We start from the raw sequence: 16133 nt of genomic DNA on the forward strand, positions 1-16133 counted from the left end.
ACGAAGCCGTCGGACCCGTCAGCGGCACCGCGCGAAGCCGTGCCCGGTCACCGGTACCAGCCGAACCGTTCCGCGATCACCGGCAGCCGTTCGGTCACCAGGGCGTGCGCCGCCGCGCGCGGGGTCGTACCGTCGGCCTCCGCCCGGTCGAGCATCAGGCCGACCAGGGCGCGCATCGAGCGGCGGATGTGCGCGAACGCCTCGTCGGCGTCCGCGCCGATGTCGCCGAACAGGGTCCACCACCACCAGGCGTTCGTCCCGGAGTTGACCACCACGTCCGGCAGCACCGTCACCCCGCGCGCGTTCAGCCGCACCTCCGCCTCGGGGACGACCGGCATGTTGGCGGCCTCCACGATCCAGCGCGCCCGGACGCGCTCCTGGTTCGCGCTGTCGACCGCGTACGACACGGCGGCCGGCACCAGCACCTCCGCCTCCGTGGACAGCCAGGCGTCACCGGACAGTTCCCGGTCGTCCGGCCGCAGGGCGCCGCGGTCGACGGTGCCGTGGCCGTCCCGCGCCGCCAGCAGCGCCTCCACGTCCAGCCCCGCCGGGTTGGCGATCGTGCCCTTGAGGTCGGCGACGGCCACCACCGTCAGACCCGCGCGCGCGAGGAAGCGCGCGGTGGCCCCGCCCATGGTGCCCAGACCCTGCACGGCGACCCGGGTGCCCGCGTACGGCACCGCCGCCCGGTCCAGGGCCGCCAGCACCGACTCGGCGACCCCGCAGCCGCCGGCCAGCTCGTCCAGGCCGATGCCGTCCACCTCCACCGCGAAGGCGTCCGCGAGCCGCCGCCGGGCCGCCGACTCGTCGTCCAGCAGCGGATACACCGCCTGAATGGAGGAGACCAGGCCCGCCTCCGCCGCCGCGCGGTCCACCAGGTCCTGGCTGAGCCCCAGATCCTCACCGGTGGCCCAGCAGCTCTCGACGTACGGCCGCATGGCGCGCAGATAGCGGACGAGGAGGCCGTACGCCCGCGGGTCCCGCGGGTCGCAGTCGATGCCGCCCTTCGCCCCGCCGAGCGGGATGTAGCGACCCCCGGGGCCGCAGGGGTCGTAGTGCAGGGCCTCCTTCATCGTCATGCCGCGGGCCAGCCCGGCCACCTCCTCCGGCGTGCAGCCCGGCCGCATCCGCAGCCCGCCGCTGGCCACGCCCCGCACCAGCCGGTCCACGACCAGGAAACCCCGGCGGCCGGTGACGTGATCGGTCCAGACGAGCGAGATCAGGGGGGTGGTCATGGGATCTCCGAGGGGGCGACGGTGGGTACCGGCAGGATGACGGTAAGTACTACTGAATGGTGGGTCAGTATCCGGAGGTGTTCCGGAGCCTGTCAACGTGCTGAACGGATCTCCGGTGACGGCAGAGCACCCCGCCGTGTCCGGCCTGTCGCAGGGGCCGACCATAATGGAGGGCCTCACCCACTCCACCGGGAGGTACCGTGACCGGTTTGCGTTCTTCGAGCTCCGGGCTGCGCGCACTGCGGCCCGCCGCTTTCGGCGCGGACCCGGGTGGTGAGCGCCTGGCACGCATCCGCCGCTCGCCGCATTTCAAGGACGGCGTCTTCCAGAACCCCGGCGGCCCCGCACGCACCCGGCCCTCCGGCTCCGCACTCGACCTCGCGAAGGTGTTCCTCGACAAGGACACCCGGCCGCTGCGTGCCCCCGAGGGCACCGTACCGGTGCACCCCACGACCTACGCCGACCTGGCCAAGCCGCCCGCCACGGGGCTGCGGCTGACGTGGATGGGCCACTCCAGTGTGCTCGCCGAGATCGACGGCCACCGGGTCCTGTTCGACCCCGTCTGGGGCGAGCGCTGTTCCCCGTTCCCCTTCGCCGGGCCCAAGCGGCTGCACCCGGTGCCGGTGCCGCTGGCCGCGCTCGGCCCGGTCGACGTGGTCGTCATCTCCCACGACCACTACGACCACCTGGACCTGCCCAGCATCAAGGCGCTGGCCGGGACGGACACCCTGTTCGCCGTGCCGCTCGGCGTCGGGGCCCACCTCGAACACTGGGGCGTCTCCCCGGACCGGCTGCGCGAGCTGGACTGGCACGAGTCCACCCGGGTCGGCGGCCTCACCCTCACCGCCACCCCGGCCCGCCACTTCTGCGGCCGGGGCCTGCGCAACACCCAGCACACCCTCTGGGCGTCCTGGGCCGTCGCCGGCGAGGAGCACCGGATCTACCACAGTGGCGACACCGGCTACTTCGACGGCTTCCAGGAGATCGGCGCCGCCCACGGTCCGTTCGACGCCACGATGATCCAGATCGGGGCGTACAGCGAGTTCTGGCCGGACATCCACATGACCCCCGAGGAGGGCCTGCGCGCCCACCTCGACCTCCAGGGCGGGGCGCCGCACGGCGCGCTGCTGCCGATCCACTGGGGCACCTTCAACCTCGCCCCGCACCCGTGGGCCGAGCCGGGGGAGTGGACCAAGGAGGTCGCCGAGGACGCCGGGCAGTCGGTGGCCCTGCCCCGCCCGGGTGAGCCCTTCGAACCCGCCGGCAAGCTGCCGGCGGAGGCGTGGTGGCGGGGCGTGTCCGGAGACATGCGGCGCACCTGGCGCTCGGTCGGTGCGTTCGTCGCGGAGCCGCCGACGCGGGGCTGACGCCCCTCCCGCCCGACAGCCGCCACCGAAGGGGGAGCCGGACAGGCTCCCCCTTCGTGCTGCCCGCGCCGTGCTGCCCTCCCCTACTGCCGGACCCCCTGACGCAAATTCAAGGCCATGGCCGACACTCTCCGTGACGGTGAAGGCGGGTGCGGCGCCCGGGCGGGGGTGGGGCGGGGGTGGGGCGGAGGGGTGCCGGCCGGAGGGAGGCGGGCGCCCCGGCAGCGCGAGCGGCCGGCTCGGCCGGACGCCGTGTTCCGGTCGGCCTTCCCCGTGTGATCGCTTTTGATCAGGTCTTTTCGCTGCCTTTCGGCTCGGTCGACGACGTGTCGGCGAGGTCCGGCCGGGTTATCGGTCTGTCGTACGACGCTTCATACCAGAGCGGGACGCTCCCCGGATGCTTTTGTCAACTGCCCACCGCACATGAGGCGCAGGCAACTACTGTGAGTGTCCGTCGCGGCGGGAGGCCGGGTTCGCCGGTCCGCCGACCGACACCGCGATGACGCATGCCCGCCTCCCGCACCGCGTGAGGACCAGGCCCGACGGACCAGTACGAGGACGCAGATGTCTCACCTCCGAGCACCGGCCCCCCGCGCCGACCGCCGCGAGGGCGGCCGGCACGGGCGTCCGGTCGCCCGACCCGCTCCCGCACTGCCCGAAACGCACATACGGTCCCAGCTCATGCGGCTCGCCGTCCTGCCGCCCCTCGCGGTCGCGCTCAGCGCCGGCGCGGCGGTTCTGTTCAGCGTCCGCTCCTCCGGCGCACGCACCGGTCCCGTCCTGTGGGCCGTGCTCTCGGGAGCGGTCGCCGTCGCCGTCGCCGGCATCCTGATCGCCGCCGTGGCCGCCGACCGCGCCGCACGGACGGTCGGCGGCCGCCTCGACGCACTCCGCCGCACCGCCGCACGCGGCGAGGCCGACCTGCACGCCCTGGTCGACGCGCTGCGGCAGGGTGAGAGCCCGCCGCAGCTCAATCCGCGCCGCCGCCCGCCCGCGGACGCCGACGACTTCGAGCTGCTCGCCGCCGACCTGGCCCGCGCGCACGACGGCGCCGTCACCGCCGTCGTGCGGGCCGCCCAGCTCTCCAGCCAGACGGGCAGCGAACAGAAGCTGGAGGTGTTCGTCAACCTCGCACGCCGGCTTCAGTCCCTGGTGCACCGGGAGATCTCGATCCTCGACGACCTCGAGAACGAGATCGAGGACCCGGATCTGCTCAAGGGCCTGTTCCACGTGGACCACCTGGCCACCCGCATCCGGCGGCACGCCGAGAACCTCGCCGTGCTCGGCGGCGCCGTCTCGCGCAGGCAGTGGAGCAACCCGGTCAGCATGACCGAGGTGCTGCGCTCCGCCATCGCCGAGGTCGAGCAGTACTCCCGGGTCAAGCTGGTGCCGCCCATCGACGGCGAACTGCGCGGGCACGCAGTCGCCGACGTCATCCACCTGCTCGCCGAACTCATCGAGAACGCCTCGGTGTTCTCCGCGCCCCACACCCAGGTGCTGCTGCGCGCCAACCTCGTCACCTCCGGGCTGGCCGTGGAGGTCGAGGACCGCGGGCTCGGCATGCCCGTCGGCGAGCAGAACCGGATGAACGCCCTGCTCGCCGACCCCGACCAGGTCAACGTCGCCAGCCTGCTGGCCGACGGCCGCATCGGTCTCTACGTCGTCTCCCAGCTCGCCCGCCGGCACGGCATCCATGTCCGCCTGCAGACCAACATCTACGGCGGTGTACAGGCCGTACTCGTCGTCCCGCAGGCGCTGTTGGGCAACGCGCCGGTCGCGCCGGGGACGGCTGCCGACACGGCCGTACCGCAGCCACGGTCCCAGGCCCCGCTCCCGGCGGACACCGGCGCGGTACGGCACGTGCGGGCCTCCGTGCCGGCGCCCACGCAGGAACCGGGCGCCGGGGCGGGGACCGTGGCGGCCTCCCCCGCCGGGACCTACGTCAACGGCCCCACGGGCGAGGCCCCTTCGGCCGCAGCCGGCTCCGCGACCGGAAGCGGAACGGAGTCCGGGGCGGCCGACGCGCAGGCTCCTGCCACCGGGCGGCGACGGCACGCGCAGCGCGCAGCCGGGCGGCGCGGAACGGAGAACCCCGCGCGCGGACGACACGGGGGTGCCCCGGCCCCGCTTCCCGTGCGCGGCGCCGACGGGACGCGACCCAACCCCGCCGATGCCGTGCCCGGTGTCAGTGCCGGGGACCGGGCGGCGGTGGAGGCACACGGGGGCGTGCTGCCCACCCCACGCGTCGGCCCCGTCCGCGGCACCATGGACAAGCCCCGACTGCCCCGCCGACGCGCCCAGGAGCACATCGTGCCCCAGCTGCGCGGCGGCCCGGCGCCCCGCCAGGACGCCGGCAGCGTCGTAGGCCACGACCCCGGCCTGATGGCCGCCTTCCAGCGCGGAATCGGACTCGCCGAGGCCCAGCAGAGCCTCGAACCGGACTACTCGGAGCCGCAGACCGCCGAGCCGCAGTCGGCAGGGCCCGGATCGGCAGAGCCGGGGTACGGCACCCCCGCACACGGCACGCCTGCGCATGGCACCCCTATGCACGGCACTCCTGCGCACGGCACCCCCCTGCACGGCACTCCTGCGCACGGCACCCCCCTGCACGGCACTCCTCCGCACGGAACGCCCGCTGCTGACACCTCCGAGCCGAGGACACCGGCGTACGAGTACATGGGCTCGGCGCACATGGATGCCGCACACGGGGCCGGCGCACACGCGCAGCTCTCGATCGCCTCGCTGACGGAATGCGCCGAACCGGCCCGAGCCCGCCCGGAGCATGGCGGCCCGGACCACACCGGTGCCCCGCACAACGGAGCCCACCACAGTGGCCCCCACGACATGGGAGGGGAGCCCGTGGGCTCTCACCACATGGACACCCAGACCATGGGCTCTCCCACCATGGGCCCCGCCCCCATGGCCTCCCAGCACATGGGCTCCGACCCCACGGTCTCCCAGCACATGGGCTCCGACCACACAGGGTCCCCCCACATGGGTCCCGACCCCACGGCCGCCCACCACACGGCCCCCGACCCCACGGGCCCCGCACCCAAGGACCCGGCTCCCACGAGCCAGGCGCACGCTCACGCGCCCGCGACCGACGGCGTCCGCGGTACCGGCCGCCCCGAGGGGAGCGCCTCGGCCGGATGACCACCACCCCCGCACCCGGACGTCGTACCCCCACCCCCAGCGCTCCCGCTGGTCTTCGTACCCCAAGGAGTCGATCCACCATGGCGAGCGATGCGCCGACCGTCCACGCATCCGACCTCGACTGGCTGCTGAGCGGCCTCGTGCAGCGCGTACCCCACACCACCAGCGCCGTCCTGCTGTCCTGCGACGGACTGGTGAAGTCCGTGCACGGCCTGGACATCGACAGCGCCGACCACATGGCGGCCCTGGCCTCCGGCCTGTACTCCCTCGGCCGCAGCGCGGGCGTCCGGTTCGGCGACGGCGGGGAGGTCCGTCAGGTCGTCGTCGAGCTCGACGCGACCCTGCTCTTCGTCGCCACCGCCGGCTCCGGCACCTGTCTCGCCGTGCTGGCCGGCCGCGAGGCCGACGCGGCGGTGCTCGGCTACGAGATGACGATGCTGGTCAAGAGCGTGCGCCCCTACCTGGTGACCGCACCCCGGCAGCACGCCGTCGACTCCGCGGCGACGAGGACTTGAGCGTGGCCGCAGCCGGCGACGGACCGTGGCTGGACGACGCGGCCGGGCGGCTGGTGCGCCCGTTCACGGTCAGCAACGGCCGCACCAGACCCAGTATCGCCCTCGACCTGATGTCGCAGGTGATGGCCACCGGCGTCACCCCGCTGGGCTACCTCGGCCCGGAGCACGCGGAGGCACTCGACCTGTGCCGCGCGCCCGTCTCGGTCGCCGAGGTCGCCGCCCAGCTCGAACTGCCCGCGGTGGTCACCAAGGTGCTGCTCTCGGACCTGGTCGACTGCGGTGCGCTGACCACCAAGCCGCCCGCCTACCAACACACCCCCACTGACCGGTCTCTGCTGGAGGCAGTGCTCGATGGACTACGACGACAGCTGTGACCCGTTCCCCACCGCGCTCAAGATCCTCGTCGCGGGCGGGTTCGGCGTCGGCAAGACGACCTTCGTGGGCGCGGTCAGCGAGATCGCGCCGCTCAGCACGGAGGAGCTGCTCACCACGGTCAGCGTCGGCACGGACAGTCTCGACGGCGTCGAGAACAAGATGGAGACCACGGTCGCCATGGACTTCGGCCGGATCACCCTCGATCCGGAACACGTGCTGTACCTGTTCGGCACACCGGGGCAGGAGCGGTTCTGGTTCATGTGGGACGAGCTGTCCGAGGGCGCGCTCGGCGCGGTGATCCTCGCCGACACCCGCCGGCTGCAGGACTGCTTCGCCGCCGTGGACTTCTTCGAGGAGCGCGGGCTCGCCTTCATCGTCGCCGTCAACGAGTTCGACGGCTCCCACCGCTACGACGCCGAGGAGGTGCGGTCCGCCATCGACCTCGACCCGGCGGTCCCGGTGGTGCGCTGTGACGCCCGGATCTCCAGCTCCGGCGTGCAGACCCTGCTCACCCTGGTCCGTCATCTCCTCGCGCACGCGCCGGCGCCCACCCCCAGCCATGGCGCCCACATGTGATCCCGCCCTACCGCCCACGGAGCCCGTATATGAGGTATGCCCACAGCGACGGAGCCCAGCCATGAGCTACGAGCCGCCCCGACCGGTCCGGGGTCTGCTGCTCACCCCCGAGGACAAGGAGGCCCCCGCCCGCGTCCACCGGCTGCGCCGACTCGGCCTGGCGGACCGGCCCGACCCCGCGCTCGACGCCTTCGCCAGCCACCTCGCCCAGCTCACCGGCGCGCTCTACGCCATGGTCAACTTCATCGGCGAGGACCACCAGTTCTTCGCGGGCCTGAGCGCGCCCGCCACCGCGCCCATCGTGCGTGACGACGGCAGCAGAGCGGCGATCGGCCGGGTGCTGCCCCGCGACCATGGCTTCTGCCCCCATGTGGTGGTGCGCCACAAGGCCCTGGTGCTGGAGGACGTGCGCGACTATCCGCGGTTCGCGGGCAATCCGATCGTCGACGAGTTCGGTGTCCGCTCCTACATCGGCGCCCCGCTCATCGACAGCTCCGGCATGGCGCTCGGCACCCTGTGTGCCGCCGACACAGCACCCCGCGCCTGGGGCAGAGGGGGCCTGGACACCATCAAGGCGCTCGCCGCCGATCTCGTCGTACGCCTCGAACGGAGCAGCGAGGACGGACTGTGTCTGTGACGCGAGGAGCGGGAGTGAGGGGCGTGGAGACGGGCGTTTCCAGGGGCACCGCGCAGGTCTGAAGCAAAGCTGAGGCGCCGGTTAAGAAAAGCTCGATGGACCGCGGCTCGCGCATGCGGCAGATTGCAGGGTGATCCCACCCCTCTGCCCCGGTGCGGGCTGCTTCGGCATGCCGGCGGGCCGGGACCTCACTCACAGGAGCCGTAGCGTTGAAGGCGCTGGTCAAGGAGAAGGCGGAGCCGGGACTCCGGCTGACGGACGTCCCGGAGCCCGCCATCGGCCCCGGTGACGTACTGATCAAGGTCATGCGGGCCGGTATCTGCGGCACCGATCTGCACATCCGGGCCTGGGACGGCTGGGCCCAGCAGGCGATCCGCACGCCGCTCGTGGTCGGTCACGAGTTCGTCGGGCAGGTGGTCGAGGTGGGCCGGGACGTGACCGACATCCTCATCGGCGACCGGGTCAGCGGCGAGGGCCACCTGGTGTGCGGCAAGTGCCGCAACTGCCTGGCCGGCCGCCGCCATCTGTGCCGGGCCACCGTCGGCCTCGGCGTCGGCCGCGACGGCGCGTTCGCCGAGTACGTCGCCCTGCCCGCGTCCAACGTCTGGGTGCACCGGGTCCCCGTCGACCTCGACGTCGCCGCGATCTTCGACCCGTTCGGCAACGCCGTCCACACCGCGCTGTCCTTCCCGCTGGTCGGCGAGGACGTGCTGATCACCGGCGCCGGCCCGATCGGCCTGATGGCCGCCGCCGTGGCCCGGCACGCGGGCGCCCGCAACGTCGTCATCACCGACGTCAGCGAGGAGCGCCTGGAGATCGCCCGCAAGATAGGAGTGAGTCTCGCCCTGAACGTCGCCGACACCACCATCGCCGACGGACAGCGCGAACTGGGCCTGCGCGAGGGCTTCGACATCGGCCTGGAGATGTCCGGCCGCCCCGAGGCCATGCGGGACATGATCGCCAACATGACGCACGGCGGCCGGATCGCCATGCTCGGTCTGCCCGCCCAGGAGTTCCCGGTCGACTGGGCCCGGATCGTCACCTCGATGATCACCATCAAGGGCATCTACGGCCGCGAGATGTTCGAGACCTGGTACGCGATGTCGGTGCTGCTGGAGGGCGGCCTCGACCTCGCCCCGGTGATCACCGGCCGGTACGACTACCGCGACTTCGAGGCCGCCTTCGCCGACGCCGCGAGCGGCAAGGGCGGCAAGGTCATCCTCGACTGGACCGCGTGAGCCGCCGCACCGCACCGCGCGAGCCGTAGCCCGAACTCCCCTGCCCCGTCAGCACTTTCAGGAGCCCCCATGTTCGAAACCGTCCGCGACGACCTGCGCGCCACCCTCGACGAGATCCGCGCCGCCGGGCTGCACAAGCCCGAGCGGGTCATCGACACCCCGCAGTCGGCGACCGTGAACGTCAGCGCCGGCGGCCGTCCCGGCGAGGTCCTCAACTTCTGTGCCAACAACTACCTCGGCCTCGCCGACCACCCCGAGGTGATCGCCGCCGCGCACCAGGCACTGGACCGCTGGGGCTACGGCATGGCCTCCGTCCGCTTCATCTGCGGCACCCAGGAGGTGCACAAGGAGCTGGAGGCCCGGCTGTCGGCGTTCCTCGGCCAGGAGGACACGATCCTCTACTCCTCCTGCTTCGACGCCAACGGCGGTGTCTTCGAGACCCTGCTCGGCGAGGAGGACGCGGTGATCTCCGACGCCCTCAACCACGCCTCCATCATCGACGGCATCCGCCTGTCCAAGGCCCGCCGCTTCCGCTACGCCAACCGTGACCTCGCCGACCTGGAGACCAAGCTCAAGGAGGCGTCCGACGCCCGGCGCCGGCTGATCGTCACCGACGGCGTCTTCTCCATGGACGGCTACGTCGCACCGCTCGCCGAGATCTGCGACCTCGCCGACCGCTACGACGCGATGGTCATGGTCGACGACTCGCACGCCGTCGGCTTCGTCGGCCCGACCGGCCGCGGCACCCCCGAGCTGCACGGCGTCATGGACCGCGTCGACATCATCACCGGCACCCTCGGCAAGGCCCTCGGCGGCGCCTCCGGCGGCTATGTCGCCGCCCGCGCCGAGATCGTCGCCCTGCTGCGCCAGCGCTCCCGCCCGTACCTGTTCTCCAACACCCTCGCCCCGGTGATCGCCGCCGCCTCCCTGAAGGTCCTCGACCTGCTGGAGGCGGCCGACGACCTGCGCGTCCGGCTCACCGAGAACACCGCGCTGTTCCGCCGCCGGATGACCGAGGAGGGCTTCGACGTCCTCCCCGGCGACCACGCCATCGCGCCCGTCATGATCGGTGACGCGGCGAAGGCGGCCCGGATGGCCGAACTGCTCCTGGAGCGCGGGGTCTACGTGATCGGCTTCTCCTACCCGGTCGTCCCGCAGGGCCAGGCCCGCATCCGCGTCCAGCTGTCCGCCGCGCACTCCACGGAGGACGTGAACCGCGCGGTCGACGCCTTCATCGCGGCGCGCGCCGAACTGGAGGCCTGACCAGGGCGGACGCCCTGGGATAATGGGGGCATGATCGAGGCACGGCGGCTCCACATCCTCCGTGCGGTGGCCGACCACCGCACGGTCACCGCGGCGGCCGCCGCGCTCTACCTCACCCCCTCCGCCGTCTCCCAGCAGCTGACCGCGCTGGAGCAGGAGACCGGCCACCGCCTGGTCGAGCGCGGCGCGAAAGGGGTCCGGCTGACCCCGGCCGGCGAGATCCTGCTCAACCACACCAACGCCGTCCTCGCCCAGCTGGAACGCGCCGAGGCCGAGCTGGCCGCCTACGGCTCGGGCGAGGCGGGTACCGTCACGGTGGCGGCCTTCGCGACCGGCATCGCCCAGGTGGTGGCCCCTGCGGTGGCCCGCCTCGCCGCCGCGGCGCCGGGCATACGGATCCGGGTCCAGGACGCGGAGGGGGACGCCAGCCTCCCCATGGTCCTGGACCGGCAGGTGGATGTGGCGGTCGCCGTCGAATACCGGGGGGCTCCGTCCGCCGACGACCCCCGGCTGACCCACGTCCCGCTCTACGCCGAGCCGTTCGACGCGGTCGTCCCGGTCGGGCACCGCCTGGCGGACGCCCCCGAGGTCCCCCTCGCCGAGCTGGCCAAGGACGCCTGGATCGGCCCGTACCCCGGCAACCCCTGCCACGACGTGGTGGTCCTCGCCTGCGAGAGCGCCGGCTTCCAGCCCCGGCTCGAACACTCCTCCGACGACTTCCGGGCCGTCGTCGCCCTCGCCTCGGCCGACGCGGGCGTCGCCCTCGTACCGCGTTCCGCGCTGCGCGGCATGGACCTCACCGGCGTGGTCGTACGCCCCGTCGACGGCGTCGCCCCCACCCGCCGGGTCTTCGCGGCCGTCCGCCGGGGAGCCGAGGGGCACCCGCTGATCCGCCCGGTGCTGGAGGCGCTCGGCGAGGCGGCCCTCACCTGAGGCTCCCGCGGCCCGGCCGCCGTACGTCCGTGACCTCCTGACTGTCAGTGGCAGGGGCTACGGTGCGGAGCATGCCGGATGCAGAAGACGTACGCCGAATCGCCCTCTCCCTCCCGGACACCACGGAGAAGGTGGCATGGAACATGCCCACGTTCCGGGTGGCGGGGAAGATGTTCGTGACCCTTCCCGAGGACGAGACGTCCATCGCCGTGCGCTGCCCCAAGGAGGAACGGGACGAACTGGTGCTGGCCGAGCCGGGGAAGTTCTGGATCGCGGGCCACGAGGCCCAGTTCGCCTGGGTGAGAGCGAGACTCTCCGCCCTGGAGGGCGAGGACGAGCTGCGGGACATCCTGGCCGACTCCTGGCGCCAGGCCGCTCCGCCCCGACTCCTTGACACCCACCCCGGGTTGGGGCTGCTGTCCGAGGACTGAAAAGCCCGGCGGGGCGCCGCCGTGGAGTGGCATGATCCCGCGCGACGAACGCGTCCTCGCGGCGGGCGGGGCGGTCGCGGCCGCCCGGGGGACGCCCGGACGGCCGGCAGCCGGCCAGGGAGGGGAGCACCCGGATGACCGGAACGGACGCGCGGCGCGACATAGCCGCCCGGTACGTGCGCGACCACACGGCAACGGCACCGGCCGTGTGGTCGCGGGACTTCGCGCTGTTCTTCGTGGCCCGCGCGGTCGCCCGCCTGGGCGACACCATGCTGCCCGTCGCCCTCGCCGCGGGCCTGCTGGAGCACGGGTACGGCGCGGGCGCGGTCGGCCTCGCCATGGCCGCGACGGCGGCGGCCTTCGCCGGGCTGGTCGTCTTCGGCGGGGTCGTCGCCGACCGGTTCAGCACCCGCAGACTGATGATCGGCGCGGACCTGGTACGGCTCGGCACGCAGTCCGTCGCCGCCGGCCTCTTCTTCACCGGGCACGTGGTGCTGTGGCAGATCTGCGTCGTCGGCGTCGTCAACGGCGTGGCCGGAGCGGTCTTCCAGCCCGGTGTGGCCAGCACCGTGCCCCGCCTCGCCGCGGACGTGCAGGGCGCGAACGGCGCGATCCGGATCGCCGAGTCCGCCGCCCAGCTCGCGGGCCCGGCCGTCGCCGGCGTCCTGGTCGGTCTCGCCTCGCCCGGCGGTGTCTTCGCCGCGCACGCCACCACCTACGCGCTCAGCGCGCTGTGCCTGCTGCTGCTCAGGCTGCCCCCGCTGCCCGCCGGTGCCCGGACCGCCACCGGCTCCGCCCTGCGCGCCTTCCGCGCCGACCTCGTCGACGGCTGGCGGGAGTTCCGCTCCCGCACCTGGCTGTGGGGAGTGATCGCCGTCTGGTGCCTGTACATGATCGCTGTCTGGGGCCCGACCGTCCCTCTGGTGGCGACCGAGGTCGTCCGCGACCATGGCCCGGGGGCCTACGGACTGGTCAACTCCGCTCTCGGCGGGGGCACGGTGCTCGGCGGTCTGCTCGCCTTCCGGCTGCGTCCACGCCGGATGCTCCGCGCGGGTGCGTTCGCCCTCTTCGCCTTCTTCGGCTTCCCGGCGGCCGTCGGCATGGGCCTCGGCGTGGCGGCCATGGCGGCGGGGGCCGCGCTCGCCGGTGCCGGCCTGTCCTTCTGGGGCGTGATGTGGGCGACCACCGTCCAGACGCAGGTCCCGGCCGACACCCTCAACCGCATCCACGCCTATGACGTGGCCGGTTCGCTCGCGATGATGCCGGTCGGCCAGGCCCTCGCGGGTCCGGCGGCCGGAGCACTGGGCGCGGGCCACGTCCTGCTGACCGCCGCCGCCGTGAGCCTGGCCGTGGCGGCGATGATGCTCGCGATACCGGCGATACGCGACCTGGTGCGGGCCGACGCGAGCACGGCCGCCCACTGAGCCCCGGCACCCTTCCTCGCCTCCCGCGGCTCACCCGCCCACCGGCACCCGCCCCGCGCCGACGAAGCGGCCGATCCGCTCCCGCAGGGTTCCCGCGTCCAGGCCGTGTGCGGCCACGTGCTCCTCGACCGTGCCGTAGCGGCGCAGTTCACGGCGTCCGACGCCGAGGCCGAGCACCCGGTGCGGGACGTCGACCAGCGCCTCGCTCACCGCGGCCGTCGACGTGCCCGCCAGATACGGCTCGACCAGCACGACGTCCGTACCGGCCGCCTCGGTCGCCCGGCGCAGCCCGGCCGCGTCGAAGGGGCGCACGGTCGTCGCGTACAGCACGGTGACGTCCAGGTTCTCCGTGGCGGCGAGGACCGCGTCCAGCACCGGGCCGACGGCGACGACGACACCCGAGCGGCCCTCGCGGACCGTGACGAAGTGCTGCCCGTCGATCACCCGGCCCTGCCGGTTGGCCTGCACGGACAGCCGGACGTACACCTTGTCGTCGCCCGCGGCGACCGCGTGGTGCAGCAGTGTCTCGGCCTCGTCCGGATGCCCGGGGACATGCACGGTCCAGCCGTCCAGCGTGTCCAGGAGGGCGACGTCGCCGGGTGCCATGTGGGTGAGGCCGCCGGCCGGCCAGTCGAAGGACGCCGCGGCGCTCACCAGCACCGCGCCGGTGTCCTGGTGCCCCAGATCCAGCTTGACCTGCTCGAACGGCCGCTCCACCAGGAAGCTGGCGAAGGTGTGCACGACGGGCCGCATACCGGTGAGCGCCAGCCCCGCCGCCGCCCCGACCAGCAGCTGTTCGCGGATGCCGACGTTGATCACCCGGTCGGGGTGCCGGCGCTCGGCGTCGCGGAAGCCGTCCCGGCCGATCTCGGCGAGGACGACGGCGACCCGTGGGTCCTCGTCCAGCATCCGGGAGACGACGGGGGCGAAACGGTCGCGCATGGTGTCCATGGAGGTGTGCCCTTTCCGGAGAGCGGGGGAGGGGTCAGGCGTTCTTCGGCTCGACACGGGCCACGACCACGTGCGGCCGGTCCGGGTGCGGTGCGGTGAACGCGGCGTACAGCGCCTCGTGGTCGCGGCCGTCGACGGTCACCGCGGACCAGCCCGCCGCCTCGAACCGGGCGGCGATCCCGCCGGGCAGCGCGTGGCTGGCGGAGGAGTTGTCGATGACGACGGTGTGCAGCCGGTCCAGTCGGGCCGGCCCGGCGAAGGCGATCGCCTCGTGGTTGCTGCCCTCGTCCAGCTCGGCGTCCCCGATGAGCGCCCACACCGCCGGGTCGGTCCGGCCCTGTGCCCGCAGGCCCAGCGCGGTGCCCACGGCGATGGGCAGCCCGTGCCCGAGCGACCCGCTGCCGATCTCGGCGCCCGGTACCAGCACGCGGTCCGGGTGGTGGCCGAGCGGGGAGTCGTACGAGCCGAAGCCCGGCAGCCAGTCCACCGGCAGGAACCCCTTCGCGGCGAGCACGGCGTAGTACGCCATGGGCCCGTGCCCCTTGCTGAGCAGGAAGCGGTCCCGGGCCGGATCGTCGCGCCGCTCGGGCGTGACCCGGAGGACCCGGTCGTAGAGCACCCACAGCACGTCCAGCGTGGAGGTGGCCGCCGGGCCGTGCTTCTCGTCGCCGGTCATCAGCCCCATCAGCCGGGGGAGGTCGTCATAGCCGTACGTGCGGCTCCGGGCGGTCGTGTCCGCTGCGATCGTCATGCCGACGATCCTGTGACCTCAACCAAGCTTGAGGTCAAGAAGAAAAGCGGTGCGCGACCATCCTTCCGAGTGCGGTATGGTTTCTCTGCACGTTTCGACCAGGGAAACCCCAGGTCAAACGGCACCGGGACGTGGCGCAGCTTGGTAGCGCACTTGACTGGGGGTCAAGGGGTCGCAGGTTCAAATCCTGTCGTCCCGACTCTGCGTTTCGCAGGTCGGAGGCCGTTCTCTCGCGAAGGAGAGGGCGGCCTTTCGTGTGTGCGGGGGAGTCGTGCCGGGCGGAGGGCCGGACTTGATCATTCAGCCCGGGTCGGTAAAGGTGGGGCCCGGGGCGTCCTCGCTCGGACGTGCCCGTCGGCACGACGAAACGGGGAGAGCACATGACCGACTCGCAGGAACTGAGGCAACGCTGGATCCGGCGGTACCACCCCGCGCCGGACAGTGAGGTCACGGTGGTCTGCTTCCCGCACGCCGGCGGATCGGCCAGCTACTTCCAGCCGCTGTCGGCTCGCCTGACCCCTCGCGCCGAGGTGCTGGCGCTGCAGTACCCGGGGCGCCAGGACCGCCGCTCGGAACCCGCGCTCACCAGCGTCGACGCCCTGGTGGACGGCATCGTCGACGCGCTGCGCGACCGGGCCGGCCGTCCCCTGGTGTTCTTCGGGCACAGCATGGGCGGCACCCTCGCCTTCGAGACCGCGCGCCGCATGGAGGCGGAACTGGACGGGCGGCTGCTCGGGCTGGTCGTCTCCGGGCGCCGGTCACCCGGCAGCCCGCGTCAGGAAGCCGTGCACCTGCGGGACGACGCCGGGCTCATCGCACAGATACGCAAACTGGACGGGACCTCCTCGGCGTTGCTGGACGACGAGGACGTGGTGCGCATGATCATTCCCGCGCTGCGCGCCGACTACACCGCGGTGGAGCGCTACGCCTACCGCCCGGGGCCTGCGCTGAGCTGCCCGCTGCGGGTCTACACCGGCGACACCGACCCGCAGGTGCGCGCGGACGAGGCGACGGCCTGGGCCGAGTACACGCGTGCCGACTTCCGGGTCCGCACGTTCACCGGCGGCCACTTCTATCTCGCCGAACGCGGCGACGAGGTGATCGCTGCCCTGCGTGAGGACATGACGGCCTTTCAGGAGCGTGTCCGCAGCGGTGCCGGCCGCTGACCCATCGGCCCTGGGGCAGCCGGGCCGCTGACCCGGCGGCACTGGGAGAGCTCGCGCCGGCGGCGTCGATGTGGGTGTCGAGATTGACGTTGGCAGAGTTCAGGTGGGCGCGGTCGCC

General features: G+C 73.2%; 14 protein-coding genes, 1 tRNA gene and 1 pseudogene. 13 read left to right on the forward strand and 3 right to left on the reverse strand.

The genetic code is table 11. The features are described from left to right. Positions 1–47: 47 nt before the first annotated feature. Positions 48–1235, reverse strand: a complete 1188-nt coding sequence (locus tag AB0B40_RS18000; RefSeq protein WP_345054859.1) for a Glu/Leu/Phe/Val dehydrogenase dimerization domain-containing protein — start codon at positions 1233–1235, stop codon at positions 48–50. A 200-nt stretch (positions 1236–1435) separates the two neighbouring features. Between AB0B40_RS18000 and AB0B40_RS18005 the strand changes: the two genes are divergently transcribed. The 11 genes and pseudogenes from AB0B40_RS18005 to AB0B40_RS18055 all read left to right on the forward strand — a co-directional run bounded on the left by AB0B40_RS18005 (position 1436) and on the right by AB0B40_RS18055 (position 13147). Next, complete coding sequence (locus AB0B40_RS18005; protein WP_362264437.1) at positions 1436–2602, forward strand: MBL fold metallo-hydrolase; 1167 nt, start codon at positions 1436–1438, stop codon at positions 2600–2602. Positions 2603–3166: 564 nt separating this feature from the next. Next, positions 3167–5029: pseudogene (locus AB0B40_RS18010) on the forward strand (ATP-binding protein); the annotation flags it as partial. Between the two features lie 806 nt (positions 5030–5835). Beyond that, positions 5836–6270 (forward strand): roadblock/LC7 domain-containing protein, encoded by a 435-nt coding sequence (locus AB0B40_RS18015; protein ID WP_345054855.1) that lies wholly within the window; start codon positions 5836–5838, stop codon positions 6268–6270. Positions 6271–6272: 2 nt separating this feature from the next. After that, positions 6273–6644 carry a DUF742 domain-containing protein gene (locus AB0B40_RS18020; protein ID WP_345054852.1) on the forward strand — a complete coding sequence of 124 codons (372 nt, stop codon included), beginning with the start codon at positions 6273–6275 and terminating at the stop codon, positions 6642–6644. After that, entirely contained in the window at positions 6622–7221 is a 600-nt protein-coding gene (locus AB0B40_RS18025; RefSeq protein ID WP_345054849.1) for an ATP/GTP-binding protein, read from the forward strand. Before AB0B40_RS18020 ends, AB0B40_RS18025 begins: the two co-directional genes overlap by 23 nt. A gap of 61 nt (positions 7222–7282) precedes the next feature. Beyond that, positions 7283–7858: a GAF domain-containing protein gene (locus AB0B40_RS18030; protein ID WP_345054846.1), complete on the forward strand. Its 576-nt coding sequence runs from the start codon at positions 7283–7285 to the stop codon at positions 7856–7858. Positions 7859–8067: 209 nt separating this feature from the next. Beyond that, positions 8068–9096, forward strand: coding sequence for an L-threonine 3-dehydrogenase (tdh, locus tag AB0B40_RS18035; protein ID WP_345054844.1), 1029 nt, complete (start codon positions 8068–8070; stop codon positions 9094–9096). Between the two features lie 69 nt (positions 9097–9165). Continuing rightward, positions 9166–10359 carry a glycine C-acetyltransferase gene (locus AB0B40_RS18040; protein WP_362264440.1) on the forward strand — a complete coding sequence of 398 codons (1194 nt, stop codon included), beginning with the start codon at positions 9166–9168 and terminating at the stop codon, positions 10357–10359. A gap of 30 nt (positions 10360–10389) precedes the next feature. Beyond that, positions 10390–11292, forward strand: a complete 903-nt coding sequence (locus tag AB0B40_RS18045; RefSeq protein ID WP_362264442.1) for a LysR family transcriptional regulator — start codon at positions 10390–10392, stop codon at positions 11290–11292. A 71-nt stretch (positions 11293–11363) separates the two neighbouring features. After that, positions 11364–11723 carry an MmcQ/YjbR family DNA-binding protein gene (locus AB0B40_RS18050; protein ID WP_362264443.1) on the forward strand — a complete coding sequence of 120 codons (360 nt, stop codon included), beginning with the start codon at positions 11364–11366 and terminating at the stop codon, positions 11721–11723. Between the two features lie 134 nt (positions 11724–11857). Beyond that, entirely contained in the window at positions 11858–13147 is a 1290-nt protein-coding gene (locus AB0B40_RS18055) for an MFS transporter (protein WP_362264445.1), read from the forward strand. A 30-nt stretch (positions 13148–13177) separates the two neighbouring features. Here AB0B40_RS18055 and AB0B40_RS18060 read toward each other — a convergent pair whose 3' ends face one another. Both AB0B40_RS18060 and AB0B40_RS18065 read right to left on the reverse strand, forming a co-directional pair. Further along, entirely contained in the window at positions 13178–14098 is a 921-nt protein-coding gene (locus AB0B40_RS18060) for a transketolase (protein ID WP_362264447.1), read from the reverse strand. A 34-nt stretch (positions 14099–14132) separates the two neighbouring features. Further along, the gene (locus AB0B40_RS18065; RefSeq protein ID WP_362264448.1) at positions 14133–14849 is read right to left on the reverse strand and encodes a transketolase; all 717 of its coding nucleotides are present in this window, start codon (positions 14847–14849) and stop codon (positions 14133–14135) included. 125 nt (positions 14850–14974) lie between these two features. Here AB0B40_RS18065 and AB0B40_RS18070 point away from each other — a divergent pair. Further along, a tRNA-Pro gene (locus tag AB0B40_RS18070) sits at positions 14975–15048 on the forward strand. A gap of 181 nt (positions 15049–15229) precedes the next feature. Continuing rightward, positions 15230–16015 (forward strand): alpha/beta fold hydrolase, encoded by a 786-nt coding sequence (locus AB0B40_RS18075; protein WP_362264450.1) that lies wholly within the window; start codon positions 15230–15232, stop codon positions 16013–16015. Positions 16016–16133 lie beyond the last annotated feature (118 nt).

It is taken from the genome of Streptomyces sp. NPDC042638, assembly GCF_040647235.1.
GTDB lineage: Bacteria > Actinomycetota > Actinomycetes > Streptomycetales > Streptomycetaceae > Streptomyces > Streptomyces rameus.